The following is a 19,420-nucleotide window of genomic DNA, read 5'->3' on the forward strand; positions in this document are numbered from 1 at the left end:
AAGCCGGCCAAGCTGGTGATCGGCGCCATGATGCGCAAGCTCGTCCACGTTGCTTTCGGCGTCTTAAAATCTGGCAAACCATTCAATCAGGAGCTTCAAAACGCTTGACCGGCATAACAGTATCTACAGGGACGCTTAACCATCGTAGGGCGGGTTAGCGGGCTTTGCCCGCGTAACCCGCCGCACACGGACCTTAGAACTTGTAGCGCAGGCCGGCCAGGAACTCGCGGCCGGTGACGTTGTTGACCACCACGCTGTTGCGGGCGCGGCTGACGAACTGGTCGTTCGGCTCGTTGGTCAGGTTCACGCCTTCCAGCGTCAGGTCCAGCTTGTCGTTGACCTTGTACGAGAACGAGATGTCGACGTTGGTGGACTTGTTCTTGCCTTCCACGTCGTTGTTGTTCTGGCCCGGTACGCGGGTGACGAAGGAGGCGCGCTGCGAGGCCGACAGGCGGGCGCTGAACTTGCCGTCGTCGTAGTACAGCGTGGTGTTCCACGAGCGCGGCGACAGGTTCAGCAGGTCGTCGGTGATGGTGGTGTTGCTCGTCGGCGAGACCAGGTACTCGATCTTGGACTTGACGAAGGTGTAGTTCATCAAGGTGCCGAAGTTGCGGCCCCAGCTTGGCAGGAAGGTGAACGGCTGCTGGAAGTTCAGCTCGAAGCCTTTCAGCTTGCCGCCGTCGGTGTTGACCGGGGCGGTGACCTGGAAGATTTCTTCGCCGTTGAAGTTGGCCGGCAGCAGCGACATCGGCAGGCCGGTGTCCTTGAAGGCGACGTTGGTGCGCAGGCTCTGGATGTAGGTGCCGATGTTCTTCTGGAACAGGCCCAGGCCAATGAAGGCGTTCTTGCCGTGGTACCACTCGAAGCTGGTGTCGAAGGTCTTGGCGCGGAACGGTTTCAGCAGCGGGTTGCCGGAGGTGATGGTCAGCGTGCCGGTGGTGGCCACGGTGCCACCCGGCGACAGGTTGCCCAGCTGCGGACGGGTCATCACCTTGGCCGCGGCCAGGCGCACGATGAAGTCCTTGGTCAGGTTGGCGGCCACGTTGAACGATGGCAGCACGTCGGAGTAGTCGTTGCCGACCGTGACTTGGGAGCCGCCGCCGGCCGACTGGTAGCCGGTGGCGCTCATGGCGGTGCGCACGTAGCGGGCGCCGAAGTTGCCGCGCAGCGGGATGCCGCCCAGCTCTTCGGTGAATTCGCCCATCAGGTAGATGCCCTTGTCCTCTTCGGTGACGGAGCGGTTGTTGCCGCGCGCGTTGCCGTTGGTGATGGAGGACAGCGTGAAGTCGCCGGGGCCGCCGGCCGGGCCGCTCTTGATGCAGTTGCAGTAGATGTCGTAGGCCTTGGCGATGGCGTTCAGGTCAGGTATCACCCACGAGGTCGGCGTGCCGGCCGGCAGGCTCTGGCCACGGCCGAAGCCGCTGATGGTGGTCATCAGGCTGGCCATGCTGGTGCCCACGGCCGGCGCGAAGATGGTGTCGCCCTGGTTGACGCGGCGGAACTCGTAGGAGTCGAAGGTGTATTTCTTGTAGTTGGCGCCGGTCTTGAAGCTCAGGCGGTCCGGGAAGGCTTCCCACACCAGGTCGACCTGGCCCACGTCGTTGGTGTTGGTGGCGCCTTGCGGACGGATGCGGATTTCGCTGGTGGTGGTGTTGGTCACCGACGCAGGCTGGGTGCCGCTGGTGACCACCGGCACGCCGACGATGCCCATCGCCGCGCCCGGATTGGCCGGGTCAAACGGGTAGGTGATGGACGGCATGCGGTCGTTCTGGCGGAAGTCGATGGTGTAGCCATTGACGTTCAGCGCGTCCAGCGTGGTGGTGGTCTGCACCGGGTTGCGGAACTTGGATTTGGCGCTGCCGACCTTGGCCAGCAGGCGCAGCGAGTCGCCGATGTCCTGTTCCAGCGTCAGCGTGGGCTGGGTGAAGGTGGTGGACAGTTCGTCGTAGCGCGATTCGGCGCGGATGTCGACGCCGTTGAATTTACCGTACAGCAGCGAGCCGTTGGGCGCGAACTGGGCTTCGACCACGCTGGTCTGCGGCTTGCCGCCCTGGGTAGCGGTGCGGCTGAAGGAGATCGCTTCCAGGAAGTCCTCCTGGCGCGTGGCGTCCAGCTTGGAGTACAGCATGTCGAAGGTCAGCAGGGAGCCGCGCGCCGGACGCCATTGGAAGGAGCCGGTCAGGCCCAGGCGGTCCTGGTCGTGCGTCAGGCGGCCGTAGCGCGGCAGGCGCGGCACGAAGTTCTCGGCCTTGCTTGCTTCGTTGTAGGCGGCGGTGGCGGCGGCCGAGGCGGGCAGGCGCGGCACGCCTTGCGCGGCCGGGCCGCAGGTGGTGGCGGTGGACGTGGTCGGGTTGGCCGGGGTCACGCCGATGGGGGCGCACCAGCCGCCGGACGAGGGGCCGTTATCCCAGCGCACGGTGGAGAAGCCTTCTTCCAGCACCTGGCGCTTGGAGTAGGCGCCGGACACCAGGAAGCCCAGCGTGCGGTCGGCATTGGTGTTGGAGACCAGGAAGCCCACGCGCGGGTCGGTCTTGCGCGACAGGTCGTTGTACTTGCCCTTGGCCATGACGGTGGCGTTGAAGCCTTTCAGGTCGAAGGGGCGGGTGGTTTGCAGGTCCACCGTGGCGCCCAGCGAGCCTTCGTCCACGTCGGCCGAGGAGCTCTTGCGCACCGTCAGGGAGTTGAACAGTTCGGACGGGAAGACGTTGAAGTCGAAGCCGCGCGAGCGGTTGGCGCCGCCGGAGCTGTCGGTGCCGCCGGTGGTGGCCAGGCCCTCGATGCCGTTGATGCGCACGCGGGTGAAGTCCTGGCCCAGGCCGCGCACGGTGATGCTGCGGCCTTCGCCGGCGTCGCGGTCGATCACCACGCCGGGCACGCGCTGCAGCGACTCGGCCAGGTTGGTGTCGGGGAATTTGCCCATGTCTTCGGCCTTGATGACGTCGACAATGCCGTTGTCTTCACGCTTTTTGTTCAGTGCGCTTTCCAGCGCGGCGCGCATGCCGGTCACCACCACGGTGGTGGGTTCCTGCGCTGCCGGCGGCGTGCTTTGCGCGTAGGCCGGCGCATAGGCCGCGCCGATGGCCAGGGCCATCGCCGTGATCGAGGTGGAGCCGGCCAGGCGCACGTTGAAGCGTGCCGGGCGGCGGATTGGTTGTTCGCTGTTGTCCATACTGTCTCCCTGTTTAGTTATGTATATCGAGTACGACGGCGGTTTGAAAAATCTTATTGTTTCCAGCTCACTTTCACCGGGTTGCGGGCACGCAAGGCCACGTTGCGCACATAGGTTTCCCACTGCGCTTGCGAGGTGATGTCGCCGGAACGCTCCCATGCGCCGCCAACGTAGTAGGTCAGCGGCTGGCCCGAGGTGGCGTTGGCCACGATCAGCTCGTTGAGCTTGTCCTCGGTGTAGTCGGTGGCGCCGGGCAGCACCATGGCCACGCCGAAGGAGCCCTTGGTGGCTTGCTGTATCCATTGCAGCACGGCAGTGGAGGCCTTGTCCTTGACCACGGCGATCTTTGGGTCTTCGCCCTTGTCGGTCGGGGTCTTGTTCAGGCCGATGGCGATGGGCAGCGTTTTCGGACCGGAGAAGGTGAAGGTGCTGTCGACGCGGTCCATATAGTGGCCGGCGTCCACGGTGAAGCGCTTCACTTCGCTGACCTGGGTGCCGTTGGCGTTCCAGGCGGAGTAGTTCAGCTCGAAGATGGTGCGCACCGGGCCGTTGGCCAGCACTTTCCAGCTGGCGTAGTTGCTGCTGGTGTACAGGGTGCCGCCCAGCCACACGCCGGCGCCGCCGGCGCCGCGCGACTTGCCGACGTTGTACATGTCCATGCCTTCACCTTCGTCGTGGTGGTAGTGGTCATGGCCCTTGTTGTACCAGCGGTCGACGATGGGGTAGTTCACGCGCTTGAACCACAGGTCCAGGCCGCTCGTCTCCAGCACTTCCTTGCCGCTGCCCGGCGCGGCCGGGGCGGCCAGCGCGGGGCCGTAGGTGCGGTGCGCCAGCTTGTCGTTTTCCCAGGCGAAGTCGTCCAGGCGTTCCGGCACGTAGCGGGCCGAGGACTGGCTGGCGAAGGGCGGGGCCAGCGCATCGATGGTTTCGACGGTGTAGCTGGCGGTTTTCTCGCCGGCCTTGAAGCTGTGCTGGAAGATCAGTTCGCCATACGCGACGCCTTCGTTCTTCGGGTCCTTGGCCTGCGGCGCCACATTGGTCACCTGGTGCGGCACCACGCGGCCGGAGGCGTCCTTCACGGCCAGGCGCTGGATCAGCGCGCCGGGCAGCTGCTTGTTGACCTCGACCCAGGGGATGGTCACGGTTTCGGACGGACGGGCGATGTCCAGGTCATGGCTCAGTTTGACGGTGAAGCTGGCGCCGTGGGCCATCGGCGCCAGGGTGGCCAGCATGGCGGCCAGCAGAGGGGTGGTGGTCATGTTCATGGCGTGTCCTTAGTGGTGTTCGCGGTAGTCGGTCTGGCCGCTGGTCTTCGGCATGTAGTGATAGGTGCGCACGCGGTGCTCCACGGCGATGTTCGGGTTCTTCAACAGCTTGATCATCTCGGCGCCGGCCAGCAGGGTCGGACCGTAGCCGTGCAGCGCGTTCACGCTGGTGGGACGGTGGTAGTAATAGGTCTGGTCGCCGGCCAGCGTGGTGCCCACGCAGATGCCTTCGATTTCGCCTTTTGCCGTGACTTTCGACACCAGGCCGGCCCAGCCCGCCTGTGCAATCGACCCGTAGGTGGTCGGGCTGATCCAGCCCTGGTTGATGGCGTGCGCCGTCACGTAGACGAACATGGCGCTGGCCGAGGTTTCCAGGTAGGAGTCGTTGCGGTCTATCATCTGGTGCCACAGGCCGCTGCCCGATTGCAGCTCGGCGATGCCTTTCAGGCTCAGGCGCAGCTGGGCCAGCACTTTCGGATAGCCCGGGTGGTCTTTCGGCAGCACGTCCAGCAGGTCGGACATGGCCATGACGGCCCAGCCGTTGGCGCGCGCCCAGTAGAAGCGCGGCGCGTCCGGGATGTTGGCGTGCCAGCCGTGGGTGTACAGGTTCAGCTGCGGGTTGAACAGGTAGTTCGACATTTGCAGCGCGTTTTTCACCGCGTCGTCGAAGTGCTCGCGCTTGCCGGTCATGCGGCCCATTTCCGCCAGCGCGGGGATGCTCATATACATATCGTCGCCCCACAGCGACACCGCTTGCGGACGCTTGCGCGCCATGGTGCCGTCTGGCAGGCGGAACTGCTTGTTGGCCACCCAGTCGCTGCAGGTGGCGATCATACCGCTCAGGTCGGGGCCGATCTTCAGCGCGCGGGCGCGCATCAGCGCGGCGCACATGGAGCCGGAATCGTCCAGCGCGCGCGGGTCGAGGAAGCGCGAGAAGCTGTTGTTGCGCTCCAGCTTGAACTGCTGTTCCTGGGCGCGGAAGTAGGGCTGGGTGTCGGCGAAGAACTGGAAGTGCCGCTTGGTCATGTCGGTGAAGTGCGGGTCGCCGGTGGCTTCGGCCGCCTTGAACAGGCCGGCGTGCACCACGCCCATTTCGTACACCATGATGCCGTAGTCGCCCGCGCTGGGCGCGAAGATGGCGTCCTTATTGGGCTTGCTGAAGTCGGTGATCTGGTTGCCGGTTTTCTTGTCGATCACGCGGGTGGGCGTGGACGCATCCATATAGCCGCGTATGCGGTTCAGCACCTCGGTGATTTCGGACACCACCGGCATCTTGTACGGCACGGGATAGGTGCCCTCGCCGGCGTCGGTCAGGCTTTTGTTGTCGGGGTTGCGGTAAGGACCTTCGGCGTGGGCCGAGCCCAGCAGCAGGGTGAGGGCGGCCGCGCTGGCCAGCAGTTTCTTGGTGGTGTGCATGTGTCTCCGTCGCGCGCTATTTAAGATGGTGCGTCATTTGGTCAGGCCATTCTAGTTTGGTCTGACCAAATGTGCAAGGCGGACTAGCCGCCTTGTTGCGCCATTTACAATTTAGGGGGCGGAGACTGTTGGGCTTAGCCCCGGGAGAAGGTGCGGGTCACGCGTTCCAGGTGGGCGCGCATGGCCTGGCGGGCGCCGGCCACGTCGTGCGCGGCGATGGCTTCCAGTACCTTGCGGTGATCCTGCAGCGTTTGCTTGCGCAGGTCCTCGGTCTGGAAGTGCTCCTTCAGCTTGTGCCACAGCGTGCCGCGCTGGTTCCACAGGTACTCAATCACGCCCACCAGCGCCGTGTTGCCGGTGGCGCGCGCGATGGCCAGGTGGAAGTTGCGGTCGGCCTGTTCGTTGCTGGTGCGGTCTTCGTGGTGCTGCTCCATCTCCATCACCGCGCGCAGGATGGCGTCGACGTGGGAATCGGTGGCCACCTTGGCGGCGATGGCCGCCACTTCGGACTCGATCAGGCGGCGCGCGGCCAGCACCTCGAAGGGGCCGGGGCCGACTTCGGGCATCTCGGCCGGGGTTTCCACCAGTTCGGACACATACACGCCGGAGCCGCCGCGCACCTCGACCATGCCGCCCAGTTCCAGCGCAATCAGCGCTTCGCGCAGCGAGGCGCGGCTCACGCTCAGCTTGGCGGCCAGTTCGCGTTCTGCGGGCAGGCGCGAGCCTGGCTGGATATCTTCGTCCTTGATCAGTTGTTGAATACGGGAGGCTACGACACGGTACAGGCGCGGCTCGGCCACAGTGGCTTCGCGCGGCGCAGGAGGTTTCTTCATTGGATGGACGTGTCCGAGAGAGGTGTTAAAGATGCAAGGTGGTCAGATTTTAGTTTGGACAGGCCAATCTTGCAAGGCGGACCAGCCAATACAGGCGCTCCTGCGCTACACTGGGCGCCCAGTTTGGCGGCAAGCTCACGAGAAACCAGGGAGAAATGATGAAAAAAGTATTGATCGTTACCGGCGCCGGGCGCGGCATCGGCGCCTGCATCGCCCTGCGCGCGGCGCAGGACGGCTATGCGGTGGGCGTCAACTATCACAGCGACGCGGCGGCTGCGGCCAGGGTGGTGGACCAGATCGTGGCCTCGGGCGGCAGCGCCGTCGCGGTGCAGGGCGACGTGGGCGTGCCTGCGGACGTGGCGCGCCTGTTCGCCACGGTGGAGGCGCAGCTGGGGCCGGTGACGGCGCTGGTCAACAACGCGGGCATCACCGGCGGGCTGGGGCGCTTCGCCGATGCGGACCCGGCCGGCATCGCCGCCGTGTTCCAGGTCAACGTGCTGGGGCTGATGGACTGCTGCCGGGCGGCGATCGCATCCTTCAAGCGCAGCGGTGTGAAAGGCGTGATCGTCAACATCTCCTCCACGGCGGCCAGCAGCGGCAGCGCGGGCGACTATGTGCACTACGCGGCCAGCAAGGCGGCGGTGGAAGCGTTCACGATGGGGCTGGGGCGCGAGCTGGCGCCGGAAGGCATCCGCGTGTGCGGCGTGGCGCCGGGCATGACGCTGACCGAGATCCACGCCCGTGGCGGCGACGCCTACCGCCTGGAGCGCGCCGCACCCGGCATACCGATGCGCCGTCCGGCCAATCCGGAGGAGATCGCGGAACCGGCGGTCTGGCTGCTGTCACCCGCTGCGTCTTACATTACCGCCACCACGTTGACGGTCGGCGGCGGCAAGTAAAAGCCGTGGTGGAGTTCGTGTCCCTCGCCAGATCTGCATGCTCATATGTGAATATTCTAAAATCCAACGATGACCCAATTAATTATTTAGGTCCTTGCGAAACGGACTATAATCAGCATTTTCACAGAGATTCACACTGAGCAATTTATCCGAATAAAAAAAGCCCTCAAGCAATTTATATGCATAAAAAGCTTAAACTTGGGCTTGCTCGTTATAGGTGATTTGGTCCCTTGAGAAATCCGATATGCTCATGAAGAAATTAGAGGAATTTGCCAAGACGCTGCAAAATGGAAGTAAAGAAGAGTTGGAGTTCTACAAGCTGTACTTTAGTTTGGCAAAAGAGTTCAGGGCGTACCTGCATTATTTGGAAAAATAAGAAGCAATGACAGGGTGTGCTGGAGTTGGGTGAGGTATGCATGTGGATCGAAGGCTATTTCGATACAATCTTAGGAATTCTCTTATGCTGAAAATATCTTTAATTGGGCGCGGCTGGTTTCATGAAGCATGGCATCACAAGACGTCAGTTATCGGCGGAATCTTGGCAATCATATCTCTATCGCTAGCGCATTACGCGGGTTTTCTAATGAAGGTGCCGCTACAGATCGTAGCAGTAGCCGGAATGCCACTAGTTAGAGGAGTAACTGCGACATTTTTGTTCTATGTCTTCTTTTGCGCGGTGTTTGCCCGAGTATTGGCATCGATTTTGCAGCTTGCGGTGCTTCCGTTCATAGCGGTGACCGATCGAATTGACCCCGCATTTCATCGAAAAATGGATTGGCCCCATCAACGTCGGTTTGTTCGATCTCATAGTCGCACCATCAAGTGGGAAGGACTTATTTGGATAGGCATTCAATCACTGATGTTTCTCTTGATGATGCTGTCGATATACGTTGAGTTCGCGGGTACTTGGACGTCGGTCGCAGGATTGTTCGCATCTATAGTATTAGTTATATTGACTGGGCTACTAAGAGCCGGGTTCTTCCTGCAACCAAAACCGAAAACTTTCATCAATAAAATCAAAGCACGTCGGGTGCGAGCAGGACGCGCATCATCTGCTGCTTTCGTTACAGCCACAGCTGCGCTGATTATCATTGCGTTTTTCATGGGGGTCATGCGAGCACATCTCTTGCGGGATCAACAGGAACATCCTATTGTAACGAAGGAGTTTTCTGGCAAAGCAGCCGTAATCGCAAGCGCTGATGGAGCGCTGCTTTTGCTCCAAAAGCAAGGTGCCGAAATGCGGTACATCTACTCAACGGCTGAATTTACTGCATCAATAGAGACAAAGTCAGTATTCCCGCCACTCGGCATGAGGAAGGAATAGTAGAGGTAACTAGCTATTTTGCAGAGGGAGTGGTGCTGATGAATTATAGATCGCGGTGAGTCGGTTTGGCCTGCGCTTTCAAGCTTTAGAGAAAGCACTCATAGTACACGTACAGGTCGCAGAAAGGATAATTATGTCGGAGCCGTTCAAATTTGAAACGATCCATTCGTTGGATTCCAGAGGCAATGTAATGCTCGACGTATTTGCCGACAGCTTTAATTTGTCAGACGAAGGAATCTTCAAGGAAATTCAACGAGGCTATTCCGATCTAGTGGCTTGCCTTGCAGCGAAGGGGATACGATACCAAGAGTTGAAGTCAGCATTGATTCCGGACGCAAAGAAGCTGGAAAGGGCCTATATGTTCGACTGGAACGCTTGTTCATCATCGTGGTATGGAAACGAGGTGCATAATCGCCTGCTGCCACTACTTCCACGGGACTCGTCTCGAAGTGTTCTAGTGGGCGATTGGCTAGGGAGATACAGCTTTGTAGAGATCCTTCAAGATTCAAAAAACGATCCTGGGGAGCATGTTTTTGTCCACGCTGCGGTACCGGAGACTGTCTATTTCGTGTATTTAAATAATCTTTCAGAGTCCGCTGCTCAGAAGATCGACACTGAGCTTAGGAAATACCATGCGTATATCGGATTTCTTGATCTAACCTATATGAGTCTCGTGAAGGCGATGTTGGCTCATATGCTGATGAAGATTTATATCCAGCATAAGTCGATCATCATCCAACATCATGAGGATGACACCCTACCCGAAGAAGATGAGAATCTTCTCGGCTACAATTTTAAGAAGCACGGATACCAAGAGCGAAGCGTACCTCAGACTTTGTATCAATGGTTCCTCTCATATAAGATTGAATGTCCAGTAATCCCAATTCATAGTAGTGATAATTGGTTCTCTCTAAATGCACTGACGCCAAACCCGGTTGCTCTTCAAGACTTAGAGCTCATATTGGATCGCGCCAAACATCAATATCTACTGAACGAAAAAGAAGGGTCAATGAAGCGAAGTGGCATGCTTCAGATGACAGCCGACGAAATCGCTGCTCAGATTAAAGCCAAGCTGGATAATAACTATCTCTACAATCTAGCGTGGACGGATCAAGACTCCACCCTCAAGTTCAACATTATGCTAGAAAAACCTGGGGTAGCAAAATACTTGGTTGCACTCAAGTATGTCCCGCATCACCGTGAACTGAGAGTGCTAACGATTTTTTGATTTCCATTATATACAACCCGCAAAAACCTTTTTAATCGATTCTCCTGCGATTCGCACCCGGTGACAATATTGAGGTGAAAAGTCAAGAGCGCATCTGGTGTGTATCGGAGTTGCTTCCCGTCGCCCGCAGTGTAGGTAATCTATTCGGCTGTGCTTCGATCATTGCCACCGTTGGGTCGGCCACCATCAATTCAAAAAAATCACGCTCAAGCGATGACTCGTAGCGAGCTCCGCTACGAGCATAGAATCCCGTGACTGCTCGATTGTCTATGGGATGTTTCGAACGGGCATAGCAACGCTTGCCTGCATAGGCAGTCTAAAACGGCGTAGCTCAGAGAAGTATTATGGTGTTGGAATGGCCAGAAGGTCGCCATTAGGGCACAGTAGTTTCCACCATCTTTTTATCTTTTCCTCTTGCACGGCAAAGCTTCCTTGAATAGATGCTACGGTTAAGTACTGAGCGTCCAGAACATCATGGCGCAATTTCTCCATCGCTGCTTCGCTTGAACGGATCACATCCGTGTCAGGGTATCTGGCAGCCAGGTCTAAAGCGAACAATCCCCTCACTTGATACCATCGATAAGTAATCCAACGCTCGTCAATCATCTCGGCTGGAATTTTTACTTTACCGGGATTCAGTTTCTGATCGACTTTGAGCTGATCATAGTGCCTTAAAAAAACATCCCGATCATTTACAATCTTGCTCTCTAACTCATAGCGAACTTCCTCGCGTTGGATATTCTTCAATTGGTGGGCATACTCCGCCCTGAACAAATCTATGTCTTGGAGAAAAACCTCAGTGTCGAGAAAAACCTCCTCTCGCCTTTTCTCTAATGCCTGAGCCAAGTGTGGCGCCAGCACGTACTTGGGATCGGAAAAATCTTTTACATGACCGTAGGCTATGTTACGCAGACCCTCGGATGGTTTCGCACAGGCTTGATGGTATGTAAGCTCCTGATTAAGAAACACTCCAACATGCGGCACAGGATAGAATGGCTTATCGACGGTTGGAAATTTTCTAAATTCCTTCGCTCTTTTTTCTGGGGTCGCTTTTGCTAACTCATAAGTAAATGCTTCAGGTAGAAGAAAATCATACTCTTCGAATAGCGAACGCAAGCCCGCAGTAGAGCTCGCCATCACATAACTTTTGTCTAAAACCACGAATTTCTTAACGTTCATTTGTCGGCCTCACCTAATTGAATTCCTAGGCATCTCGAAGTCGTTCTGCCAGATGACCTGGAACTTCCCCGCTGCCTTCACATGGGCCACAATCAGCATCTCCGTTGTAGCCTCTTCCCTTGCAGACTGGGCATTGCACCAACTCATACATTCTCTTATCAAACTGAACCGCGTATGCACTACTGACTTCTCGTTCTCCGCCGCAATAGGGGCACGGCTCTTCATTGTGCTCACCCGTACCTTCACAGAGGGGGCATTCGACTGGCTTAAACCGACTAACATCAATCCTTTCAGCCGAGCGTCGTTACATATACGTCCTTAGCAACCCAATCCTACCAAAGAATATTTTGAAGATTGGACTTACACGTCACAGCGCAATGAAGCGGGCTGCCGAGTTGAGTCGTTCGTCTTCTATTCCATTGAATCTCGTTTTGCGGTATGAGCAAGAAGTAAATGACGTTGCTGCTGCCGAGCGCCGTGTACATCTGATGCTTGATCATACACGCGTAATGAAAGAAAGGAATTTTTTAGAATTTCACTTGCTCAAGCGGTTGCCATGTGTACTGAAATCGCAGCATTTGAGGAGGAAGACTCTGCAATCTGCAATACAATTAATTTAACCTATAACCTTTTAGGTGCGCGCTATCAGCCCGATGTGCCGTTTCGTTGCCACAAGTTAATTTATAGCCTAATGGAAGCTACAGTTAATAACACGTTGATGGACCGTTTGTTCCAAACACGGCGCGGACTTGTTGACGGATTTCTCAGTTCTCGGGAAGTCGCCCAAGCAGCATCTATTAGCACGAGGGCTGCTGCTGATACTATGCGTGTGCTAGCTCAGCTTGGGGTTGGGATTTCTTGTAGTCTACGCATCAGCTACCCGCTAGCACGCAAAATTCGCACCTTCTTGGCTTGGGCCACGGGTACCGACGCACCAAAAGAAAAGATGGTGGTTTTCTTGCCGCTCAATCTGATGGTTGACTTGTTGGTGGGCGGTTTCTTGCAGACTTTCTATGACGCATCCCAAGTGTGCACGCTGTATCAACAGCCCCTTATCCCTTGCACATTCAAGTGCTGAATAAAGCTGCATAGCGAAAACGCATCAAGGGCAGGCTCGCCCTCTTGTGAAAAGCTGGCCGGGTTGCCGATTACACCCGCTGGGTGAAATTTGGCTGCGTCGATAAATGGCGCCGCACGTGCAGTGCCATGCAGCCGCCCCCAACCGCGCCGGTCAAACCGTTACAGTCTGCATGTCCCCTCGCCATATTTTTCAACCAGTATTCGCAAGCTTACATCCGCCTCACCAAGCTAGGGGGGCACGAGCTACATCATGGCGCAAGTAAAAAAAAGCCCGCTACGGGAGCGGGCTAAATCTAATCTCTTGGAGGAGAATAGAGGAGACAGGTGCATCATCTCGCATTGCAGCATATGCGTCCACTTTATCTTTGTGATGAGAGAGATGCGTGTCGTGAATATCCGTGGGCGCCAATGGGTGCTGTTCGACGGATCATGGCGGGTTACGTCGGCTGGCGCCGCCTAACCCGCCCTACGCACGTATGCCCGATATGCACTATGTGCCCAATGTGGCCATTCTTAATTTTCAAATATGCAGCCGACGTAGGCTTTTGTGATCAGTTGCATGCGGTCGGTGTCGCCGATCTGGCCGGGGTAGCGTTGGGCTGTGGCGGTGGCGCAAAGGTCTTCGCGCTCGTGCAGGCGGGCGATGCAGGCGCTTTCGCTCAGGTTGTATTTGTTGCGGGCGCAGGCTTTTTCCAGACGGCCGGACAGGCTTTTCAGCATGCCGGTGTCTGCGCCGGATACCTGCAGGGCGGTGTTGGCGATGGCTACGCCGGCGCCGCCACCCGTGCTGGATTCTGATTCTCTTTCTTCCGCCACGACCGCCTCCGCGTCGGGAACCGCCTTGGACCTGCGCTCAATGGCGGCGTTCAATCCCCAGCCCAATGCAACCAGCAGGATGGCTTTGAACAGCCAGCCCAGATTCCAGCCCTGGTCGGCGTGGACATAGGTTTCACGTGCGGGCCGGACCGGCTCGGCGCCGGGCTTCTGGAATTTGGCGTAGCAGATGCCGCAGGCAGGGCATTGCCAGTCTGGATTGGTGGCGTCGGGTGGCCGCACATGGCTGCATTTCGGGCAGATCACTGTCATGGGGATAAAGATGGCTGCTAGGACAGGGCGAGTATAGCGGGCGCTACGGCGGGAAAAATGCGCGGATTGTCACATGCAGCTATCTGAAAAGACAAAAAGCCTCCGGGGCTGGCCCCGGAGGCTTTCTGGCCCGGCTTTATGCCGGCATCAGGACTTGGCGAAGGCCAGCAGGTCGGCGTTGACCTTGTCCTTGTGGGTGTCGGTCAGGCCGTGCGGTGCGCCGGGGTAGACGATGAGCTTGGCGCCTTTGACCAGCGCGGCCGAGGCGCGGCCCGCTGCGTCGATCGGCACGATCTGGTCGTCGTCGCCGTGGATCACCAGGGTCGGCTTGTCGAACTTTTTCAGGTCGGCGCGGAAGTCGGTTTCCGAGAAGGCCTTGATCGAGTCGTAGGTGTTTTTATGGCCGCCCATCATGCCTTGCATCCACCAGGCGTTGATCATGCCTTGCGAGACCTTTGCCCCTGGGCGGTTGAAGCCGTAGAAGGGGCCGCTGGCGATGTCCAGGTAGAGCTGGGAGCGGTCTTTCACCGAGCCGGCGCGGATGCCGTCGAACACTTCGATCGGCAGGCCGCCCGGATTGTCGGCCGTTTTCAGCATCAGCGGCGGCACCGCCGACACCAGGGCCAGCTTGGCCACGCGCTTGGTGCCGTGGCGGCCCACGTAGCGCGCCACTTCGCCGCCGCCGGTGGAGAAGCCGACCAGGATGGCGTTCTTCAGGTCCAGCGCTTCGATCACGGCGGCCAGGTCGTCGGCGTAGTGGTCCATGTCGTTGCCGTCCCATGGCTGGCTGGAGCGGCCGTGGCCGCGGCGGTCGTGCGCGATGACGCGGAAGCCGTTGTTCGCCAGGTGGAACATCTGCGCTTCCCAGCTGTCCGAATTCAGCGGCCAGCCGTGGCTGAACACGACCGGCTGGCCCGAGCCCCAGTCCTTGTAGTAGATGTCCACGCCGTCCTTGGTGGTGATGGTGCTGGCGGTCTTGCGGACCGGCTTGCCGGCCGGCGCGGCTTGCGCTTCGCTGGTGGCGGCCAGCGGCAGCATGGCGGCTGCGGCGATGGCGGCCAGGCTGGCGCCGCCGGTCAGGGCGCCACGGCGGGCGGTGTTGATCTCATTCACAGCTTGATCCTGGGGCTTGGTGGACATGATGGGTTCTTCCTTTTAGTGTATGTTGGGTTAAAAAACGCTGTGCTACATTAGGCAAGATGCTGTTTGAAGAAAGCGGCGGTGCGCCCGTTCGCCAGTTCGGCTGCCGCGGCGTCGTAGTGGTTGCCGCCGGGACGCGCAAAAGCGTGGTTGCAGCCGGGGTAGGTATGCAGTTCGATCTGCTTGTTCTGGCCCAGCGCGGCATTGATGGCGGCCTGCGCTTCCTTGCCGATGTATTCGTCTTCGCCGGCCAGGTGGTAGAGCAGCGGGTCCTGCACCTTGCCCGCTTCGGACACGAACTTCTCGGTGCCGCCGCCGTAGTAGGCCACGAAGGCGTCGGCGCGGCCGCGCGCCGCGCTCAGGTAGGTGAGCAGGCCGCCCAGGCAGTAGCCGGTGACGGCCACCTTGCCGCTGGCGCCTTGCATGGTGCGGGCCGCCGCCACAGTGGCGGCGATGTCGCGCACGCCCTTGTCGAAGTCGTAGGCGCTGTACAGGGCGAAGCCTTTGGCCCAGTCGCCTTCGCTCGCTTCGGACATGTCCAGGCCCGCCTCGGCGCGCCAGAACAGGTCGGGGGCGACGGCGATATAGCCTTGCGCCGCGTAGTTGTCCGCAATGCTGCGGATGCCGGCGTTGACGCCGAAGATCTCCTGCAGCACCACGATCACCGGGGCTGGCGCGGCGCCGCTGGGGCGGGCTACGTAGCAGTTGAAGCTGCCGTCTTCGGCCTGGATGGAAATGCCTGGTTTCATCTGTTTTCTCCGTTGGGTAGTGCGATGCGATGGATGCATCTTAGGTCGGAAAACGCCGGGTGGGAACGCACAAAGCTGCAATGCCGCTTTGTAAAAATGCAGGTCTTTCGATAGGGATAGGGAAACAAGCGACGAATGGCTAACGATTTTGACTGGAACGATATTCCGCTGATTTTGTCGCTGGCGCGCACCGGCAGCATGAGCGCCAGCGGCCGCGCGCTGGGGGTGGACGCGTCCACCATCAGCCGCCGCATTGCAGCGGCCGAGAAGTCGCTGCAGCTGCGCCTGTTCATCCGCGATAACACGCGCTACCAGTTGACCGAGGCGGGCCGCGTGTTCGTGGAATATGGCGAGGCGGTGTACGGCAATGTGCAGAGCATGCTGCTGGCGTCGTCGCGCGAGGCCGAGGCCATTACCGGCGCGGTGCGCATCACGGCCATCGATTTCCTGTTCGACTACTGGCTGCTGCCGCGGCTGCCGGAACTGGCCGCGCAGTATCCGCAGTTGTACGTGCATCTGCTGGGCGACAACGACAACCTGTCCTTCACGCGCCGCGAGGCGGACTTTGCGCTGCGCCTGGCGCAGCCGGGCGAGGACGCGGCGCTGGTGATGCGCAAGCTGGGCGATATAGGCTGGACCGTCTACGGCAGCGCGGACGCCGAGCCGGTGCCGCGCGAACAGTGGGGCGAGCAACCCTGGATCATGTACGGCGACGAGTTGTCGCATGTGCCGGAGATGGCCTGGATACGCAGCCTGGGGCCGGACGTGCGCGGTTCGGTGCGGGTGAACAGCCTGACCACCATGCTGCGCGCCTGCGAGTCGGGACTGGGGCTGGCGCTGCTGCCCTGCCTGATCGGCCACCCGCCCGGCCTGCGGCGGCTGGGTGGCCAGGCCGAGCTGCAGCGCGAACTATGGCTGCTGAGCCACCGCGACGCCGGTTCCATCGCGCGCTTCAAGGTGGTGTCGGCCTGGCTGGCCAAGCTGTATGCGGACAGCCGGGACGCGATGTGCGGCTAGGCTGCGGACCAATTACTTGCCGGCGTAGGCCTGCGACGCCGCCAGCATCAGCAGCACTTCCACGCCGCTGCCTGCGCGGTTGCTGATCTCGAGCCGCGCGCCGATCTGCTCGGCGCGCTCGCGCATGCCGGTCAGGCCCCAGTGCCCGGCCTTGCCTTGCGTCTGGGTGGCGTGATTCAGGCCTTTGCCGTTGTCGCGCACGGCCAGCGTGAACTCGCGCGCGCCGTAGGCCAGCTGCACGTCCAGCACGCTGGCGCCCGCGTGGCGGCAGGCGTTGCTCATGGCTTCGCGCGCGATGGCGTACACCTCGTCGTGCACGGCCGGCGCCAGCTCGCGCTCCTTGCCTTCCACCCGCACGGTCAGTGCGAAGGGTTCCTCGCCCGGGGCTTCCAGGCAGCCGCCATTGGCCGCCATGGTCTCGCCGGCCTCCTTGAGCGCGGCCGACAGGCAGTTGCGGGAGACGCGCAAGTCCATCACCTGGTCGCGGCCTTCTATCAGCACCTGGTCGGCCTGGGTCAGCGTCTTGTCCATCAGCGCGCGGGTGTCGCTGCCGGGCGGCAGGCGGTTGGCCACGGCCTGGAAATGCAGGATCAGCCCGTGCAGGCTTTGCAGGAAGGTGTCGTGCAGCGCGCGCGCAATGCGTTCGCGCTCCACCAGCCTTTCGTGCATGCGCTCGCGCAGGCGGCGCGTGAGCTGGCGCAGCCGCAGCTGGTGCATGGCGTAGGCCAGCAGGGCCGCCGCCAGCGCGCACAGCGCCGCGAACCAGACGGTCTGCGTGAAGCGCGGCGCGATCACAAAGGCCTCCGCGCTGTGGATGCCGCTGGACACGCCGTCCTCGTTGACCGCCTCCACGTTGAAGCGGTAGTTGCCCGGCCCCAGGTTGGTGTAGTAGGCGGTGCGGCGCGGGCCGGCTTCCTGCCAGTCCTGGTCCACGCCGTCGAGCCGGTAGCGGAAGCGCACGCGTTCGGGCATGGTGTAGCTCAGGGCGGTGTAGTCGATCTGCAGCTTGCCGGTGCCGGGCGGCAGGCGCAGGCCCGCGTCCAGCGCGTGCGGCACGCCGTCGCTGTGCATGCCGGTCACGCGCACGGCCGGCACGGCGGTGTTGCGCTCCAGGCGGGCCGGATCGAACCAGGCGATGCCGCCGGTGCCCACGAACCATAGCCGGCCGCCGCTGCCGGCCAGCGCGGACGGCGTGCGCACCACCATGGCCGCCGCGCCGGGATAGCCGTCCGAGCTGTCCCACAGTTCGTAGCGCAGCGGCGTGTCCTCGTGCGCGATGCTGCGCTGCCAGTCGGCGGCGGTGACGTGGGCCAGGCCCTTGCTGGTGTTGAGCCAGCGGTCGCCGTCGGGCGTGATGGCCATGCCGGACACATTCGACAGCAGTCCCGGATCGGCGGCGCTCAGGGGCAAGAATTTGCCGTCGCGCAGCACCGCCATGCCGTTGTCGCCCGCGATCAGCAGCTCCTTCTGCGTATCGACAAAGGTGACCGCGCCCAGGTCTATGCCTTGCGCCGGCCCGTATTCGGTGAGCTTGCCGCGCTCGTGGTAGAGCAGCTTGTTGTTGCGGAAGCCGAACCAGGTGTTGCCCTTGCTGTCGGCGGCGGCGTACAGCGGCCCGCGCACGCCCTTGTGCTCGCCGGGCGATATCCATTGGCCGTTCTCGCGCCGGTAAAGGCCGCGTCCGCCTATGCCCACCCAGGTGCCGGTGGCGTCGTCCGACAGGATGAGCACGAAGTTCTTGCCGTTCTCGCCCTCGAGCAAGGGCGGCAGCGGCCAGATCTCGACCACGCCGCCTTTGCGCCGCTCGATGCGCTGGTCGCCGCCGATCAGCACCGAGCCGTCGCGTCCCTTGGCCACCACGTACACTTTTTGCCCGGTCTCCTGCTTGACGGCCTGGCCGCCGGCGTCCATGCGCCACAGCAGGCCGGCCTCCGCCGAGGCGGCCCAGGCGGTGCCGTCTTCCTCCTGCGCAAAGGCCAGGTAGCCCGCCGTGGGCGGGAAAAGCACGGTTTGCAGCTTGTTCTGGCGCAGGCGCTCCAGCCCGGCCGGCGTGCCGATCCAGATATTGCCTTCGCGGTCTTCCAGCAACGAGTGCACGTTCAGGCTGCCCATCTGCCAAGGCTGGTCCAGCCTGTCGTCCGCCGCGCTGCGGGGGAAGGCGCCGTTCTTGCCCTGCCAGGTGGACGGCAGCGTGCGGCACAGGCCGGCGGGGCAGCCGGCCCAGAGATTGCCGTGCCGGTCGAACAGATTGGACAGCGCCGTCGCGCGGTTGTGCCAGGGCGAGCGCGGCAGGGGCTGGCCGGGCGGCGGCGGCAGCGGCGTGTAGCCGTCCTTGCCGGTCAGCCACAGGCGGCCGTCGGGGGACTGGTTCAGCATCGGCGCGGTGGCGCTGTGGCCGGTGGACTGGAATTTGCGCGCGGCGCGGTCCAGCAGGTAGAGCTTTTGCTGGTCCGCCACCCACAGCCGGCCGTACTGGTCCAGGTGGACAAGCTCGGCGCGCGGGGACGGGTAGTTCCAGTCCGCGCCTATCTTTTCCCACTTCCCGCCGCTGTAATGCATCAAGCCGCTGGTGCTGGCGACCCAGATGTTGTCGTCGGACTCCACCACCAGGCCGTAGGTGGCGCCGATGGGATTGCCGGCGCCGGACGCGAGGTGCAGCAGGCGGCCGTTGCGCAGGCGGCTCAGGCCGCCGAAGGTGTAGCCTATCCACAAATCGCCATTGGGCAGGGCGGTGAGCGAGGTGATGCGCTTGCCCAGCAGGTTTTCGCCCGGCGCGGGCTTGAAGGCCTCGAAATGCACGCCGTCGAAGCGGTGCAGGCCGGTCACCGTGCCCAGCCACAGCCAGCCGTCGGCGGTCTGCGCCATCGTATCGACCTCGCGCGGCGCGCCTTCGCGGCTGGTCCAGATGTCGTGGTGGTAGCCGGTGATGGGAACGGCCGGGTCCAGCGCCTGGGCGGCAGTGCCGGCCATGAGCGCCAGCGCCAGGGCGGCCCGCAGGAAGTTTTTGTGCGTAAATATTGCCATAGATTCATTAT

15 protein-coding genes and 1 pseudogene are annotated in these 19,420 nt (G+C 61.1%); 7 read left to right on the top strand and 9 right to left on the bottom strand.

What is annotated here, in order from left to right; genetic code table 11:
* Positions 1–108 (top strand): annotated as a pseudogene (locus GTP77_RS31260) (IS110 family transposase); the annotation flags it as partial.
* An 85-nt stretch (positions 109–193) separates the two neighbouring features.
* On the opposite strand, the gene GTP77_RS17880 reads toward GTP77_RS31260, so the two are convergent.
* From GTP77_RS17880 to GTP77_RS17895, 4 genes are all read right to left on the bottom strand, one after another.
* Positions 194–3,169, bottom strand: a complete 2,976-nt coding sequence (locus GTP77_RS17880; protein WP_223149366.1) for a TonB-dependent receptor — start codon at positions 3,167–3,169, stop codon at positions 194–196.
* A 53-nt stretch (positions 3,170–3,222) separates the two neighbouring features.
* The gene (locus GTP77_RS17885) at positions 3,223–4,434 is read right to left on the bottom strand and encodes a BT3233 family polysaccharide utilization protein (RefSeq protein WP_161073510.1); all 1,212 of its coding nucleotides are present in this window, start codon (positions 4,432–4,434) and stop codon (positions 3,223–3,225) included.
* Positions 4,435–4,443: 9 nt separating this feature from the next.
* A complete protein-coding gene (locus GTP77_RS17890; RefSeq protein WP_161073511.1) occupies positions 4,444–5,850 on the bottom strand; it encodes a glycoside hydrolase family 88/105 protein in 1,407 nt (468 codons plus the stop codon).
* A gap of 134 nt (positions 5,851–5,984) precedes the next feature.
* Positions 5,985–6,683, bottom strand: coding sequence for a FadR/GntR family transcriptional regulator (locus tag GTP77_RS17895; RefSeq protein WP_161073512.1), 699 nt, complete (start codon positions 6,681–6,683; stop codon positions 5,985–5,987).
* A 155-nt stretch (positions 6,684–6,838) separates the two neighbouring features.
* On the opposite strand from GTP77_RS17895, the gene GTP77_RS17900 reads away from it, so the two are divergent.
* The 3 genes from GTP77_RS17900 (at position 6,839) to GTP77_RS17910 (ending at position 10,134) form a co-directional block, all read left to right on the top strand.
* Entirely contained in the window at positions 6,839–7,582 is a 744-nt protein-coding gene (locus tag GTP77_RS17900) for an SDR family oxidoreductase (protein WP_161073513.1), read from the top strand.
* A gap of 460 nt (positions 7,583–8,042) precedes the next feature.
* Positions 8,043–8,906, top strand: coding sequence for a hypothetical protein (locus GTP77_RS17905; protein ID WP_161073514.1), 864 nt, complete (start codon positions 8,043–8,045; stop codon positions 8,904–8,906).
* Between the two features lie 190 nt (positions 8,907–9,096).
* Positions 9,097–10,134, top strand: a complete 1,038-nt coding sequence (locus GTP77_RS17910; RefSeq protein ID WP_161073515.1) for a hypothetical protein — start codon at positions 9,097–9,099, stop codon at positions 10,132–10,134.
* Positions 10,135–10,476: 342 nt separating this feature from the next.
* Here the strand turns inward: GTP77_RS17910 and GTP77_RS17915 are convergent, their stop codons facing one another.
* On the bottom strand, positions 10,477–11,313 hold the full coding sequence (locus tag GTP77_RS17915; protein WP_161073516.1) for a hypothetical protein: 837 nt from the start codon (positions 11,311–11,313) through the stop codon (positions 10,477–10,479).
* Positions 11,314–11,537: 224 nt separating this feature from the next.
* Between GTP77_RS17915 and GTP77_RS31265 the strand changes: the two genes are divergently transcribed.
* Both GTP77_RS31265 and GTP77_RS17930 read left to right on the top strand, forming a co-directional pair.
* Positions 11,538–11,933 (top strand): GIY-YIG nuclease family protein, encoded by a 396-nt coding sequence (locus GTP77_RS31265; RefSeq protein WP_161073517.1) that lies wholly within the window; start codon positions 11,538–11,540, stop codon positions 11,931–11,933.
* The gene (locus GTP77_RS17930) at positions 11,870–12,391 is read left to right on the top strand and encodes a hypothetical protein (RefSeq protein ID WP_161073518.1); all 522 of its coding nucleotides are present in this window, start codon (positions 11,870–11,872) and stop codon (positions 12,389–12,391) included. The genes GTP77_RS31265 and GTP77_RS17930 overlap by 64 nt, the downstream gene beginning before the upstream one ends.
* Positions 12,392–12,906: 515 nt before the next feature.
* Here the strand turns inward: GTP77_RS17930 and GTP77_RS17935 are convergent.
* From GTP77_RS17935 to GTP77_RS17945, 3 genes are all read right to left on the bottom strand, one after another.
* Positions 12,907–13,479, bottom strand: a complete 573-nt coding sequence (locus tag GTP77_RS17935) for a hypothetical protein (protein WP_161073519.1) — start codon at positions 13,477–13,479, stop codon at positions 12,907–12,909.
* Positions 13,480–13,626: 147 nt separating this feature from the next.
* Positions 13,627–14,619, bottom strand: coding sequence for an alpha/beta fold hydrolase (locus GTP77_RS17940; RefSeq protein ID WP_161073520.1), 993 nt, complete (start codon positions 14,617–14,619; stop codon positions 13,627–13,629).
* 50 nt (positions 14,620–14,669) lie between these two features.
* The gene (locus GTP77_RS17945; RefSeq protein ID WP_161073521.1) at positions 14,670–15,368 is read right to left on the bottom strand and encodes a dienelactone hydrolase family protein; all 699 of its coding nucleotides are present in this window, start codon (positions 15,366–15,368) and stop codon (positions 14,670–14,672) included.
* A gap of 135 nt (positions 15,369–15,503) precedes the next feature.
* On the opposite strand from GTP77_RS17945, the gene GTP77_RS17950 reads away from it, so the two are divergent.
* A complete protein-coding gene (locus GTP77_RS17950) occupies positions 15,504–16,385 on the top strand; it encodes a LysR family transcriptional regulator (RefSeq protein WP_161073522.1) in 882 nt (293 codons plus the stop codon).
* A gap of 12 nt (positions 16,386–16,397) precedes the next feature.
* Here GTP77_RS17950 and GTP77_RS17955 read toward each other — a convergent pair whose 3' ends face one another.
* Positions 16,398–19,409, bottom strand: a complete 3,012-nt coding sequence (locus tag GTP77_RS17955; RefSeq protein WP_161073523.1) for a sensor histidine kinase — start codon at positions 19,407–19,409, stop codon at positions 16,398–16,400.
* Positions 19,410–19,420 lie beyond the last annotated feature (11 nt).

Origin of the sequence: Pseudoduganella aquatica, assembly GCF_009857595.1 — a bacterium.
Taxonomy (GTDB): domain Bacteria; phylum Pseudomonadota; class Gammaproteobacteria; order Burkholderiales; family Burkholderiaceae_D; genus Rugamonas; species Rugamonas aquatica_A.

What these genes read in the sequence shown, in the direction of transcription:
- GTP77_RS17895 (WP_161073512.1), bottom strand. Translation starts at nt 6,683, where the DNA reads ATGAAGAAACCTCCTGCGCCGCGCGAAGCCACTGTGGCCGAGCCGCGC.
- GTP77_RS17930 (WP_161073518.1), top strand. Translation starts at nt 11,870, where the DNA reads ATGTGTACTGAAATCGCAGCATTTGAGGAGGAAGACTCTGCAATCTGC.
- GTP77_RS17950 (WP_161073522.1), top strand. Translation starts at nt 15,504, where the DNA reads ATGGCTAACGATTTTGACTGGAACGATATTCCGCTGATTTTGTCGCTG.
- GTP77_RS17890 (WP_161073511.1), bottom strand. Translation starts at nt 5,850, where the DNA reads ATGCACACCACCAAGAAACTGCTGGCCAGCGCGGCCGCCCTCACCCTG.
- GTP77_RS17945 (WP_161073521.1), bottom strand. Translation starts at nt 15,368, where the DNA reads ATGAAACCAGGCATTTCCATCCAGGCCGAAGACGGCAGCTTCAACTGC.
- GTP77_RS17935 (WP_161073519.1), bottom strand. Translation starts at nt 13,479, where the DNA reads ATGACAGTGATCTGCCCGAAATGCAGCCATGTGCGGCCACCCGACGCC.
- GTP77_RS17880 (WP_223149366.1), bottom strand. Translation starts at nt 3,169, where the DNA reads ATGGACAACAGCGAACAACCAATCCGCCGCCCGGCACGCTTCAACGTG.
- GTP77_RS17905 (WP_161073514.1), top strand. Translation starts at nt 8,043, where the DNA reads ATGCTGAAAATATCTTTAATTGGGCGCGGCTGGTTTCATGAAGCATGG.
- GTP77_RS17900 (WP_161073513.1), top strand. Translation starts at nt 6,839, where the DNA reads ATGATGAAAAAAGTATTGATCGTTACCGGCGCCGGGCGCGGCATCGGC.
- GTP77_RS17910 (WP_161073515.1), top strand. Translation starts at nt 9,097, where the DNA reads ATGCTCGACGTATTTGCCGACAGCTTTAATTTGTCAGACGAAGGAATC.
- GTP77_RS17885 (WP_161073510.1), bottom strand. Translation starts at nt 4,434, where the DNA reads ATGAACATGACCACCACCCCTCTGCTGGCCGCCATGCTGGCCACCCTG.
- GTP77_RS17940 (WP_161073520.1), bottom strand. Translation starts at nt 14,619, where the DNA reads ATGTCCACCAAGCCCCAGGATCAAGCTGTGAATGAGATCAACACCGCC.
- GTP77_RS17955 (WP_161073523.1), bottom strand. Translation starts at nt 19,409, where the DNA reads ATGGCAATATTTACGCACAAAAACTTCCTGCGGGCCGCCCTGGCGCTG.
- GTP77_RS17915 (WP_161073516.1), bottom strand. Translation starts at nt 11,313, where the DNA reads ATGAACGTTAAGAAATTCGTGGTTTTAGACAAAAGTTATGTGATGGCG.